Below are 13,019 nucleotides of genomic sequence, written 5' to 3'. Positions count from 1 at the left end.
AAGGGCCCGCTCGACTTGCATGTGTTAAGCCTGCCGCCAGCGTTCGCTCTGAGCCAGGATCAAACTCTCAAGTTGAAGAGCTGATCAAAGCTGATCACAATAGTAACGGAGGCTCACGACCGACCGGCGTTTCCGCCTGATCGTGTGAGCACCGAAACGTCAGACCAGCATCATCCTACTCACGATCCCACCCGAAGGCAGGATCCGCAGGGACGACGCCGTCCACGCTTCTCTTTCTCGTATGAACTTGTCAAAGAGCTGATCGGGCCGGAGCCAGATCTCGTACCCTTGAAGAACAGAAAGCAGCACCGGGTTGCCCTGGCCCTTGCTTCACTCTCTCTCGGGAAGTCCGGTGGGGCAGGCCGTTCGTCTCGGCGCCCCGTCGGTGAGCGGTCGTTTAAGGGTAGCCGGCTCGCCTGTCAACTCGCCCTGCCGCCCGTGGGCGCCACCGGGATCGTCCTGCCGTTTTCCGGGGCAGGGGTCGTCGGCACCGGCAGGCCGGCGCCGACGTTACGACGAGGCGTCCGACAACGGGTGGAGGTCGCGGACCATCTTCTGCGCGCGCGCGACGTTCACCTTGGTGTAGACTTCGGTGGTGCCGAGATCGGCGTGGCCGAGGAGTTCGCCGATCACCCGCAGATCCGCGCCGTTCTGCAGGAGATGGGTCGCGAAAGCGTGGCGCAGCTTGTGCGGCGACCAGCGAGAGGCGTTCGGGATCCCGGCCGCGGCTGCTGTCTCCTTGATCTCCTTCAGCGCCGCGTCGATCGTCAGGTGCTGCTCGCCGTTCGAGACCCGGTGAAACAGCCAGACGTCGGACCGCGAGCCGTACCGGCCCGCCAGCTCGCGCCACCAGCCGATCGCCTCGACCGCCCGGTCGTGGAGCGGCACCAGCCGGTCCTTGCCGCCCTTGCCGCGGACATGGATCATCCGGGTTCCCGGCCGCACCGCGTCGGCCGGACGCGTCACCGCCTCGGAGACCCGCATCCCGCTAGCATAGAGCGTCTCCAGCAACGCCGCGCGCCGCGCGTAGCCGGCCTGCCGGTAGAGCCCGACCGATCCGTCCCGGGCCAGGGCGTGGGCGGTCTCGATCAGCCGGTCGACGGCTTCGATGCCCGGCGTGAACGGCAGGCGGTCGGGCCGCTTCATCGGCTGGAGCTCGGCGGCCGGATTGCCGGTCCCGAGACCTTCCGCCACCATGAAGCGGTGGATGCCGTTGGCCACCGAGCGGCGCCGGCTGATCGTCGAATGCGACAGGGCGCGCCCGTCGAGATGGGCGAGGTAGGCGACCATGTCCTGCCGGGTCACCTCGGCGAGGCGGCGCCCGCCGAGCCAGCCGAGGTAGCACGCGACGTCGCGGCGATAGGTCGTGAGCGACGAGGCGGCGGTGCCGCGCTCGGCAGCCAGGGCGTCGAGCCACAGCTCGATGATCTCGGCATTGGTCATGCCCGGAGCATGAGGCCGGCCGGTTAACGGGACATTCTCTGAGAAAAACCGCTTATGCGAACGGGCCCGATGCCGGCTCCACGGGCGTGGGTGCGCCCGCGAATGCCGCTCGCCGCGCTCGCGTCGCTCTCCCCCCGCGGCCGAACGGCCACCAGGATCAAGGCACTCCGGCCATTCCCGCGCCCGCAGCGCCTCGACCTGTCTGCCGAAGCGGCACCCGTCGCTCACACATCGTGCATGCCGCCTCTTGCGTCAGGTCGTCGATTGTTGACAATCGACGACCGACGAGGCCCGCATGACCGCTCGACGCGCGACTTCCCTGACCGACGGCTTTCCCCGCGTGCCGAAGGACACGTTCCGCAGCCGCATCGCCGACAGCCTGCGCAGCGCGATCCTCGGCGGCGACATCGCGCCCGGCTCGCAGCTTGTCGAGACGACGCTCGCCGCGCAGTTCGGCGTCAGCCGCGGCCCGCTGCGCGAGGCGATCCGTCAGCTGATCGAGGAAGGCATCCTGGAGGCTGTTCCCTATACGGGGACCTACGTCATCGACATCTCGGTCAAGGACGTCGACGAGATCTACTCGATCCGCCGCAACCTCGAGACCTTCGCCTTCGAGCAGCTGTGGGACCGGCGCGACGAAGGATTCCGGACCGAGCTGCGGCGCCGGCACGCGGCCCTGACGGCGACCATCGATGCGGGCGACGACAAGACGAGCATCCTCGCCGAGCTGAGCTTCCACGGCACGGTCTACGAAGCGACCGGGCATTCCTTCCTGCTGACCATCTGGCACGGCCTGCGCGGCCGGCTGCAACTCTACTGGGCGGCGCATCACCGGGCCCACGGCCTGCGCGGCCCCCGCCGGGACGGCCACGACGACTACCTGCGCCTCGCCCTGGGCGACGACCTCGCGGCGATGCGCGGCGAGATCGAGAGCCACATGCGCCGGGGCGCCGAGCAGACGAAGGCCTTCCTCGACGGGCGCGAGCGCTTGCCCGAGAGGCGCCCGTGACCGCCCTGTCCCACATGCCGATCAAGTTTCAGGAACGCCCCGTGCAGGAGAGACCCATGACCCGTCGCCGCGACGTCCTCGCGCTCGCCCTCGCCGCAGCGGCCGCCGCCGCGGGCCCGTCCCCCGTGGCGGCGCAGGGCGAGACCTCGCTCGACCGCATCAAGCGCAGCGGCCGCCTGCGCATCGGCGTCACCTCGGCCGAGCCGTGGTTCTTCAAGGACCCGATGGCCGGAACCTGGAGCGGCGTCGGCATCGATCTCGGCACCGCGCTGGCGGGCGATCTCGGGGTGACGATGGTGCCGGTCGAGACGAGCTGGGCGAACTGCGTCGCGGCGATCCAGGCCGACCAGATCGACGTCATGTTCGTGCTCGACCCGACGGAGGAGCGCCGCAAGGCGATCGACTTCCCGGACAGCCCGCTCTTCTACTACGCCGCCGGCGCCCTCGTCCGGCCGGACCAGACGGCGACCGCCTGGAGCGACCTCGACAAGCCCGGCATCCGCATCGGCGTGACGCTCGGCACCTCGGTCGACCGCATGGTGACCGAGACCCTGAAGGCGGCGAGCATCAGCCGCTTCTCCAACAACGACGAGGCGGTGGCCGCCTTCGCGGCCAAGCGCGTCGACGCGGTGGCGCAGTTCCACCCGGCGCTCGTCGTCCAGTATGCCCGGCTCAAGCTCGGCAAGGTCGTCCTGATGAAGCCGGTCACTCCCGTCGCCACCAGCGCCGGCATCCGCCGGGACGCCGACCCGGCCTTCAGGACGTGGCTCGGCGAGCGCTTCGCCGCCCTCTACGCTGCCGGCAAGCCGCAGGATTCCTTCGCGGCCTACCTGCGGACCCGCGGCATCGACCCCGCGACCGTCCCGGGCCTCGCGCGGGAGAAGTGGGTCTGAGGGGCCCAAACGGGAGGGACGGCCGTGACCTACGCCTGGGACTTCATGCCCGTCCTGCGCCACCTCGACATGCTGGCGCTCGGGCTCGTCAACACCGTCAAGATCGCGGCCGTGTCGATCGTGCTCGGCGTCGGCCTCGGGCTCGGCCTCGCGCTGATGCGGCTGTCCCCGTCCCGGCTCCTGCGGGCGCCGGCGACGGCGTTCATCGAGTTCTACCGCAACACGCCGCCGATCGTGCACTTCTTCTGGTTCTTCTACGCGCTGCCGGTGCTCGCCGACATCAGCCTCGATCCCCTCGCCGCGGCGATCCTGGCGCTCTCGACCCAGTCCGGGGCGTTCTACGCCGAGGTGTTTCGCGGCGGCATCGTGTCGATCGAGAGGGGCCAGTGGGAGGGGGCCAAGGCGGTCGGCATGACCCGGGCGCAGGCGATGCGGCGGGTGATCCTGCCGCAGGCGGTCGGCCGCATGGTGCCGCCCTTCGTCGAGCGCTCCTTCGAGCTGACGAAGACCACGGCGCTCGCCTCCACCCTCGCCTACGGCGAGCTCCTCTACCAGGCGATGCAGGTCAACAGCCAGACCTTCCGGCCGCTCGAGGTCTACACGGTCGTCGCCCTCCTCTACCTCGTGCTGCTGGTCACTTGCGGCGCGCTGGCGCGCGGGGCCGAGCGCCGCCTGACCGCCTACCGCTGAGGTTTCCGGGGCATGGATTACGAGTGGGATTTCAGCCTGCTGGCGCAGAACTGGCCGGTTCTGCTGCGCGGCCTCCTCGTCACGGTGCAGCTCTGGGTGCCGGCCATGGCGGCCGGGCTCGCCCTCGGCCTCCTCCTCGGCCTCGCCCGCCTGTCCCGGTCGGGATGGGTCGCCCGGCCGGCCCTCGGCGCCGTCGAGATCTTTCGCGGCACGCCGGTCCTGATCCAGCTGATCTGGTTCTTCTACGCCTTCCCGATCGTGATCGGCCTCCAGCTGTCGCCGTTCGCCGCGTCCCTGCTCGCGCTCACCCTCAACACGGCGGCCTATTGCGCCGAGATCTTTCGCGGCGGGATCCAGTCGGTGGCCAGGGGCCAGTTCGAGGGGGCGCGGGCGCTCGGCATGACCCGGGCCCAGGTGATGCGGCGGGTGATCCTGCCGCAGGTCCTGCGCCGCATGTTGCCGGCCTTTACCAACCGCGGCATCGAGCTGGCGAAAGTGACCTCGCTCGCCTCCGTGATCTCGGTGCACGAGCTGATGTACCAGGGCCGCCTGCTGAGCTCGACCTATTACCGCCCGCTCGAGATCCTGACGACGGTCGCGATCGTCTACTTCGTCCTGATCTATCCGGGCAGCGTCCTCTCCGCCCGCCTCGAGCGGCGGCTGGCCGCCCGCAGCTGAAAGGTCTTCGCCCGCGATGACGCCCCCCCTCCTCGACGTCCAAGGCCTCCACAAGTCGTTCGGATCGCACGAGGTCCTGCGCGGCATCGATCTCGCGGTGAGGCCGGGCGAGCGCGTCGCGATCATCGGCGGCTCCGGCTCGGGCAAGAGCACCCTCCTGCGCTGCCTAAACTTCATGGAGGTTCCGACCTCCGGGCGGATCGCCCTCGACGGGCGCGTGCTCGGCCGGCCGGGGCGGGACGGCGCCACCATCTATCCGGAGGGCGAGTTGTGCGGCGTGCGCCGGCGCGTCGGCATGGTCTTCCAGCAGTTCAACCTCTTCCCGCACAGGACAGCGGTCGAGAACGTGATGGAGGCCCTCGTCACCGTGAAGGGCATGCCCCGGGGCCAGGCCCTGGCGCGGGCGGAGGCCGAGCTCGGCAAGGTCGGCCTCTCCGACAAGCGCGACGCCTATCCGAGCCGGCTCTCGGGCGGCCAGCAGCAGCGGGTGGCGATCGCCCGGGCGCTCGCGATGGACCCGGAGATCCTGCTCTTCGACGAGCCCACCTCGTCGCTCGACCCCGAACTCGTCGGCGAGGTGCTGCGGGTGATCCGCGGGCTCGCCGAGGAGGGCCGCACCATGCTCCTCGTCACCCACGAGCTCGGCTTCGCCTACCACTTCGCCACCCGAGTCGTCTTCCTGGCCGACGGCCGCTTCTACGAGTCCGGGACCCCCGACGAGGTCCTGAAAGCTCCGCGCGGCGAGCGCACCCGCACCTTCCTGGCGCGCCACAGCGAATTCGCGTTCTGACGCACCCTCCAAAAGATCAACCGAGGAACCATCCCGTGTCCGGCTCACAGACCTCCAGCGCGGCGAGCGCGCAGGGCTACCTCGACGATCCCCGCAACGACGGCGTGCTCGTCTCGATCAACGGCGAGTTCTTCCCCCGCGACCAGGCCTCCGTCTCGGTCTTCGATGCCGGCTTCGTCCTCGGCGACGGGGTGTGGGAGGGCCTGCGCCTCGTCAACGGCAAGCTCTTGGCCATCGACGACCACATGGACCGGCTCTACGAGGGCGCCGGCGCGATCGCCCTCGATATCGGCCTCACCCGCCAGGAGATGGTGGCAGCGATCCGGGCGACGCTCGCGCGCAACGGCATGACCGACGGCGCCCATATCCGCCTGATGGTCACCCGCGGCCGGAAGACGACGCCGAACCAGGATCCCCGCTTCGCGCTCGGCCGGGCCACAATCGTCATCATCGCCGAGTACAAGACGCCGCGGCCCGAGGCCAAGGCGGCCGGCCTCGCGCTGATGACCTCGACCATCCGCTGCAGCACGCCCGACGTGTTCGACCTCAGGCTCAACTCGCACAGCCGCCTGAACTTCATCCAGGCGCTGATCCAGGCGATCAACTGCGGCGCCGACGAGGCGCTGATGCTCGACCCGTCCGGGTTCGTGGCGAGCTGCAACTCGACCAACTTCTTCATCGTCCGCAAGGGCGAGCTGTGGACCTCGACGGGACGGTGCAACTTCAAGGGCATCACCCACCGCAAGGTCATGGAGCTGTGGCGCGAGAGCGGCGGCACCGTGCGCGAGCTCGACTTCACCCTGGCCGAGACCTACGCCGCCGACGAGGCCTTCGTGACCGGGACGCTCGGAGGCATCACCCCGGTGACCCGGATCGATGGCCGCCGCATCGGCACCGGCCAGCCCGGCCCGGTCACCGCCGAGGCGAGCCGGCTCTACCAAGCCTATACGCTGGCGTGAGCCTCGTGCGGCGGGTGGATGCCGGCTCGCTGCGGACCCCGGAGCTTGTTCGACTCGCCCGACAGTCGCAAAACCCTCCTGGTCGTTCCGGGGCTGCGCAGCGGAGCCCGGAATCCAGACGTTCAGGGGCTGCCGAACGAGGCGAGAGACGTTCCGCTCGATCATGTTCATTCTGCGGTTCTGGATTCCGGGTTCCGCTGCGCAGCCCCGGAATGACCCTGTGATTTCCAGGATTTTCGAGAAATTTTATCAAGATATCCGAGTTACCTGCAAGCTTGTTTCGAGGAATTTTCCAGTATCTCCCTGATATGAGGTCGCGGATGGAATGGAGAGCTTCATCTCAGTTCCATCATCGTGCGCCGAAGCAGCTCTCGGCGTCGAGGAGATTGTCGCGACGCAGCCGGATCGTGCTCTCCAGTCCCGTCTGAAGCCCCTCCCCTGGCGTTCGTCGTTCAGCGCCGCCCGCGAACGGCGCGATGCCCTCCGTCCAGGCGTCGACGCCCCGGCCCGCGTCACCGCCCGGCTTCATCCGACCGCGGCATTTCTAACAGACGTCCTTGCTTCCCGTTAAGCCTGATAGCCATTCACGCAGTGTCGTCGGCTTAACTTCCCCAGCGAAGACACGTCGATCCGCTACGGAATGCTGGTCATGATTCGTTATCCGCGGCCGATTACCGGATATAAACACCCATGCGTCAGGTTCGGCACTGGGACAGCACACAGACGGACGGGTGATGCGAGCCATGCGGCCGGGATTCAAGGATATGGCAGCCCTCGCGGTCGGCCCGCCCTTCTGGGGCATTCCCAGCACCGCGCCCGCTGGGCCGCGAGAGAGCGCAGCGGCACCGGCGCCGGGGGACTTCGTCACCCTGCCCTAGCCTTCCGCCAACACTGCGCGGCCGGGCACCCGCCTCCTCTCCCGAGGCGACCTCGGCGACCCGACCCTCGTCGCACAGAGCTTCGATGCGCCGCCCCGGCGCGCCGGACCCGCCCCGCACACGCCCTGACCTTCCAGCGAGAGTTCTCCCCATGATCGACGCGACACACGCCGACGACCGGCGCCGCATGCGGCTGCGCCAGGACGCCCTCCTCTCGGCCCTCCTCTCCGCCACGGTGCTGGCGACCGGCCTCCTCGCCCCGGCGCAGGCTGCGCAGTTCGGGATCGTGGTCAACCAGGTCGCCGACCCGCTGATGTCCGGCCTGCCGCTGCCCGACAACGCGCCGACGGCCGGCCTCTTCTCGGGCGTGAAGGACTGGCCGATGAACGCCATCCACCTCGCGATGATGCCGAGCGGCCGGATCGTGTCCTACGGCACCGCCGCCGGCAATCCCGGCGTCCAGGACGGCCGGACCTTCACCTTCTGGGATCCCTCCAAGGGGCTCGGCCAGGGCACCACGACCTATGCCGGAATCGGCGGCGTCAACAGCTTCTGCAGCGCGCAGGCCCTGCGCACCGACGGATCGCTGATGACCTCAGGCGGCATCTTCGACAACGGCAACGACAAGGGCAGCCTCGTCGTCAGGAGCGTCCCGAACGGCGCGAACGGCGCGTTCGCGGTCACGGCCCGGCTCGCCAACGACCGCTACTATTCGACCATGCTGACGCTGCCCAACGGCCAGCAGCTCATCATGGGTGGCTCCTATCCCTACCAGGGCGGCTGGGCCGATCCCCAGGGCAGCATCGACAAGGGCCTGATGACCGGGATGACTCCGGAGATCTACGACGGCACGCAGTGGCGGAGCCTGTTCAGCGCCAAGAGCCGTGACGCGTTCGGCCCCGAGAACAGCCGCTGGTGGTATCCCCGCGCCTGGGTCGCCCCGAACGGCAAGGTGTTCGGCATCAGCGCCGAGAAGATGTGGTTCCTCGACCCGTCGGGGAACGGCGCGGTCACGGCGATGAACTTCAAGGAGCCGCAGCGCAACGCCAACTCGGCGACCGACGCGCCCAACGTCGGCCCGGTCTCGACCGCGGCGATGTACGAGACCGGCAAGATCCTCCAGGTCGGCGGCAACAGCTACGACAACGGCTCCGGCTTCCTGTCGAGCAGCCGCGCCTCGATCATCGACATCAATACCGGCAACCCGGTGGTGACCGACACCAATCCGATGAGCGTCGGGCGCGCCTGGGCCAACGCCACGGTCCTGCCCACGGGCCAGGTCGCGGTGACCGGCGGCAGCAAGTTCAACGACCGGGCCGGCGGCGACACCGTGCTGCAAACGGAGATCTGGGACCCGAAGACCGGCCGCTGGTCGGTCGGCGCCTCGGGCGGGGTCTATCGCGGCTACCACTCGACCGCGATCCTGATGCAGAACGGCGCGCTCCTCATCGCCGGCGGCGGTGCGCCGGGGCCGGTCAACAATCAGAACGCCGAGGTGTACTATCCGCCTTACCTGTTCACCACCGCGAACGGGAAGACGGCGCTCGCCCCGCGGCCGCAGATCGTCAGCCTGAACACGGTGCAGCTGCAGCATGGCGGCTCGCTGCAATTCGAGCTCACCTCGCCGAACGGCCTGTCGCAGGTGGTTCTGGTCGGCCTGAGCGCGGTGACGCACAGCTTCAACTCGGGGCAGCGCCGCATCGTCGCGGGCTTCAGCCAGAACGGCACCGCCGTGACGATGCAGGCGCCGGGCTCGGCCAACGTCGCGCCCCCCGGCTACTACCAAGTGGTGGCGATCGACCAGAAGGGCGTGCCCTCGCCCGGCGTGATCATCGCGCTCGGCGCCGGCGTCGCGGCGCCGGGCCCGGTGGCGGCACCGGCGGTACCGGCGGCGACCGCAGCCGCCGGCGGGACGACCGGCACCGGCACGACCGCTGGTGGGACGGCGACCGGCGGGACGACCGGCACGACCGCTGGTGGGACGGCGACCGGCGGGACGGCCGGCACCGGCACGACCGCCGGCGGAACGACTGCCGGCGGAACTGCCGCGGGCGGCACGGCGGGTGGAGCCGGGATTCCGGCTGCGACCGGTCAGTGGACGCAGATCGGCATCGCCGCCTCGCGCGTCTCGATCGGGGCGGACGGTACCCTCGTCACCCTCAACGCCGACAACAGGTCGGCTTGGCGCTATGTGAGCGACAACAACTGGGTGCTGCTGCCCGGAGCCTTCGTCGACATCGCGGTGCTCAGTGCCACCAGCATGTACGCCATAGGCACCGACACCAACGTCTACCGCTACAACGGCCAGAACTGGACCCTGGTTGGAACCAACGCGAAGTCGATCGCTGCCGCCGGCGGCACGGTCTTCATCGCCAACGGCAACAACGACATCTGGCTCAAGCAGGCGGATGACAACACGATTGCCTGGACGCAGCTTCCCGGCAAGGCGCTCAAGGTGGCGGCCATGAACGGCAACAGCCTCTGGCACATCGGCACCGACAACCGCGTCTACCGCGGCGACCGCGGCGGCAACTGGGTCGCCGTCGGTGGCGACGCGGCCGAGATCGCGGCCTCGGCGGACGGCAGCGTCGTGGTGACCAACACCGGCAGCAAGCTGATGTGGCGCAAGACCGGCGACAACACGGTCGGGAACTGGGCGCTCGTCGATCCGAACTTCAAGGCGAACGCCGTCACGCTCCCGAGCGCACAGCGGGCGATCGTCGTCGGGCTCGACCGCAACATCTACCGCTGGTAGGGCGCGACCCGGGGGCCCGGTCCATCGGGGGCCCCGACCTCCCGGATCATCGCTCCGTCGCGCCCGGCGCCATCGCGCCGGGCGCGTCTTCGTCATTCAGCCCTGCTCCCGCGCCCTCCGGGTCTCGTAGGCCTTGAGGTGGGTGTAGGCGGCGGCGAGATGCGGCCAGGCCCCGCCCGGATCCGCCGCACGGCCCCGGGCCAGGAGGTCGCCGACGATGTGGTCGGCCTCGATCCGGGCGCCCCGCTCGATGTCGCGCAGCATCGAGGCGGTGAAGCGCGAGCCCTCCGCCGTCAGGGTGCCGCGGCTCGACTCCAGGAACTTGTCCCGCGGCGCGTGGCCGGCGCCGGCCGCGATACCGCGGCACTCGTCGAGCAGGCCGAGCATCACCGCCCGACCGCCGGGGGCAGCCACGATGTCGCCGACGGGGGCGCGCATCAGGCAGGTACCGCAGGCCAGCGTCGCGAGGAAGACCCACTTCTCCCACATCTCGAGCAGGATCGTCTCGCTCAGGCGCGCCGCGAAGCCCGCCCCCTCCATCACTCCGGCGACGCGGGCGATCCGCTCCGAGCGCGTCCCGTCGCGCTCGCCGAAGGTGAGCGCGTGCAGGTCGCTCATCTGCACGATCTCGCCCTCGGGCGAGAGCGTCGCCGCGATGGCGCAGGAGCCGCCGAGCACCCGCTCCGCCCCGAAGCGCGCGTCGAGGGCGTCGAGATGGGCGAGACCGTTGAGGATCGGCAGCACCATCGTGTCCGGCCCGACCGCCGGGGCGACGTCGTCGAGGGCGCTGTCCAGGTCGTAGGCCTTGCAGCTCAGGAGCACGAGGTCGAAGGGCTGACGGATCGCGCCCGCCGTCACGGTGGCGGGCCGCTCGATGCGAAAATCCCCGAGCGGGCTCTTCACCGAGAGGCCGCGCTCGGCCAGTCGCACGGCCCGGGCCGGCCGAACCAGGAAGGTCACGTCGCGCCCGGCTCGCGCGAGCCGCGCCCCGAAATACCCGCCGGTCGCGCCGGCTCCCACCACCAGCACCCGCATTGCCGCGTCCTCCTGACCGTCTTCGTGCAGGCCGAGCTTCGCATTCCCGGCGGTTTCGTCCAAGGTGGCCCGTCGAGGTCGAGTGACGGGAGTTGCGGCGCGTGCGGGGTTTGCGGGGGCGGCTGTCCGGGTCGCGGGATCTCGCCGGGATCTGGGTCCGGCGCGGGCTGTTCGTGATCGGGGGCATCGCGGTGGGGGCCGCGGCGGTGCTGATGGCCTACCTGGCCGACGCGGCGCAGGCGGGGTTCCGGGCGGTGCTCGGGATCTCGCCGCTGATCGCACTGGTCCTCACGCCCGTCGGCTTCGGGGTCGCGGCTCTGCTCGCACGCACGGTCTTTCCGAACTCGCAGGGCAGCGGCATCCCGCAGGTGATCGCCGCCCGCGACATCGAGGACGCCGCCTTGCGCCACCCCTTGGTCTCGCTGCGGACCGCCGCCGGCAAGATCGTGGTGATGACGCTCGGGCTTCTCTGCGGCGCCTCGACCGGGCGCGAGGGGCCAACGGTGCAGGTCGGCGCGGCGCTCATGGCGGCGGCCGGGCCGCTCGCGCCCGAGCGCCAGCGCGGCCTCCTGCTCGCCGGGGGCGCGGCCGGGGTGGCGGCGGCGTTCAACACGCCGCTCGCCGGCATCGTGTTCGGCATCGAGGAGCTCAGCCGCGCCTACGAGGCCAAGACGTCGAGCCTGATCCTCGGGGCGATCATCGCGGCGGGCCTGACCTCGCTCGCGCTCGTCGGCAACTACACCTATTTCGGCACCACCGCCGACACCCTGCCGCTGCGGGCCTGGGCCGTGGTGCCGCTCTGCGGCATCCTCGGCGGCCTCGCCGGCGGGCTGTTCAGCCGCATCGTCATCGCGGTCGCCCGCGGGCTGCCCGGCGCGGCGGGACGGTTCGTCTCAGGGTGGCCGGTGCTGTTCGCGGCCTTATGCGGCCTCGGCGTCGCCCTGTGCGGGCTCGCCACCGAGGGCCACGTCTACGGCACCGGCTACGAGCAGGCGAAGGCGCTGCTGCACGGCACCGCCGACACCCATGCCTGGTTCGGCCCGCTGAAATTCGTCGCCACGACGCTGTCGTCGATCAGCGGCATCCCGGGCGGGCTGTTCGCCCCCTCGCTGGCGGTCGGCGCGGGCCTGGGCGCCGAGATCGCCGGCCTGTTCTCCGGCGTGCCGGTCGGGGCCGTGGTGCTGGTCGGGATGGTGGCCTACCTGACCGGCGTGCTGCAGGCGCCGATCACCTCGTTCGTCATCGTGGCCGAGATGACCGAGAACCACGCCCTGGTGATTCCCCTGATGGTCGCGGCGCTCCTGGCCGACGCGGCCTCGAAGCTCGTCTGCCCGGAGGGGCTCTACCACGCGCTCGCCGAGCCGATGGTCGAGCGCATCACCGGGCGCCGGGCCCGGGAGCCGGAGCTGAGCGGTCCGGCGTGAGGGATGTGGATGAGCGGGGATTCGACAGGGGACGTGGCGCCCTTCCGGCCCCCCCTCACAGGGTCATGCCGGGGCCGCGAAAGCGGAGCCCGGAATCCAGAGACGCAGGTCGCTCGGAAAAGGTCTGACCGCGTCTCGCTTGGTTCTGCACCACCTGCGGTTATGGATCCCGGGTTCTCGCCTTCGGCGAGCCCCGGGATGTTGGGGTGGACGGCCCCCGCCGGCATCATAAGTGCCAGGTTGAGGTCGTCTGACACCCAACCGAGGAGACCGTCCGTGACGCAGATTAGCATCATCGGCCTGGACATCGCCAAGTCCGTCTTCCAGTTCGAGGCCCAGGACGCGCAGGGCGCCGTGGTGAGCACCGAGCGCGTCTCGCGCGACAAGCTGCTGCCGGCGCTCAAGAAGATCCCCGCCACCATCGTGGCGATGGAGGCCTGCGCCACCGCCCATCACTGGGCGCGC

General features: G+C 70.2%; 10 protein-coding genes, 1 rRNA gene and 1 pseudogene. 9 read left to right on the top strand and 3 right to left on the bottom strand.

Translation table 11 applies throughout. The annotated features are described in order from the left end of the window. A 16S ribosomal RNA gene (locus tag BM430_RS33450) occupies positions 1-75 on the bottom strand; the annotation flags it as partial. Between the two features lie 435 nt (positions 76-510). After that, positions 511-1,443, bottom strand: a complete 933-nt coding sequence (locus BM430_RS33445; protein WP_093571481.1) for a tyrosine-type recombinase/integrase — start codon at positions 1,441-1,443, stop codon at positions 511-513. Between the two features lie 295 nt (positions 1,444-1,738). On the opposite strand from BM430_RS33445, the gene BM430_RS33440 reads away from it, so the two are divergent. The 7 genes from BM430_RS33440 to BM430_RS35480 all read left to right on the top strand — a co-directional run bounded on the left by BM430_RS33440 (position 1,739) and on the right by BM430_RS35480 (position 10,095). Continuing rightward, on the top strand, positions 1,739-2,452 hold the full coding sequence (locus BM430_RS33440) for a GntR family transcriptional regulator (RefSeq protein ID WP_093571480.1): 714 nt from the start codon (positions 1,739-1,741) through the stop codon (positions 2,450-2,452). Between the two features lie 56 nt (positions 2,453-2,508). Continuing rightward, positions 2,509-3,345, top strand: coding sequence for a transporter substrate-binding domain-containing protein (locus BM430_RS33435; protein WP_093571479.1), 837 nt, complete (start codon positions 2,509-2,511; stop codon positions 3,343-3,345). A gap of 24 nt (positions 3,346-3,369) precedes the next feature. Beyond that, positions 3,370-4,035, top strand: a complete 666-nt coding sequence (locus tag BM430_RS33430; RefSeq protein WP_093571478.1) for an amino acid ABC transporter permease — start codon at positions 3,370-3,372, stop codon at positions 4,033-4,035. Positions 4,036-4,047: 12 nt separating this feature from the next. Continuing rightward, complete coding sequence (locus BM430_RS33425) at positions 4,048-4,713, top strand: amino acid ABC transporter permease (RefSeq protein WP_093571477.1); 666 nt, start codon at positions 4,048-4,050, stop codon at positions 4,711-4,713. 16 nt (positions 4,714-4,729) lie between these two features. Then, positions 4,730-5,503, top strand: a complete 774-nt coding sequence (locus tag BM430_RS33420) for an amino acid ABC transporter ATP-binding protein (protein WP_093571476.1) — start codon at positions 4,730-4,732, stop codon at positions 5,501-5,503. A 35-nt stretch (positions 5,504-5,538) separates the two neighbouring features. After that, positions 5,539-6,462 (top strand): aminotransferase class IV, encoded by a 924-nt coding sequence (locus tag BM430_RS33415; protein WP_093571475.1) that lies wholly within the window; start codon positions 5,539-5,541, stop codon positions 6,460-6,462. Between the two features lie 1,029 nt (positions 6,463-7,491). Beyond that, positions 7,492-10,095, top strand: a complete 2,604-nt coding sequence (locus BM430_RS35480) for a galactose oxidase-like domain-containing protein (RefSeq protein WP_244539786.1) — start codon at positions 7,492-7,494, stop codon at positions 10,093-10,095. Between the two features lie 96 nt (positions 10,096-10,191). Here the strand turns inward: BM430_RS35480 and panE are convergent, their stop codons facing one another. After that, on the bottom strand, positions 10,192-11,130 hold the full coding sequence (gene panE, locus BM430_RS33405; RefSeq protein WP_093571474.1) for a 2-dehydropantoate 2-reductase: 939 nt from the start codon (positions 11,128-11,130) through the stop codon (positions 10,192-10,194). A 101-nt stretch (positions 11,131-11,231) separates the two neighbouring features. Between panE and BM430_RS33400 the strand changes: the two genes are divergently transcribed. Together BM430_RS33400 and BM430_RS33395 are read left to right on the top strand one after the other, a co-directional pair. Next, complete coding sequence (locus BM430_RS33400; RefSeq protein WP_244539785.1) at positions 11,232-12,554, top strand: chloride channel protein; 1,323 nt, start codon at positions 11,232-11,234, stop codon at positions 12,552-12,554. A gap of 276 nt (positions 12,555-12,830) precedes the next feature. Then, positions 12,831-13,019, top strand: a pseudogene (locus tag BM430_RS33395) (IS110 family transposase); the annotation flags it as partial.

It is taken from the genome of Methylobacterium sp. 174MFSha1.1 (genome assembly GCF_900116815.1).
In the GTDB taxonomy this organism is placed as follows: Bacteria; Pseudomonadota; Alphaproteobacteria; order Rhizobiales; family Beijerinckiaceae; genus Methylobacterium.
The sequence above is the reverse complement of the archived record's forward strand: the minus strand, read 5'-3'. Positions and strand labels throughout refer to the sequence as shown.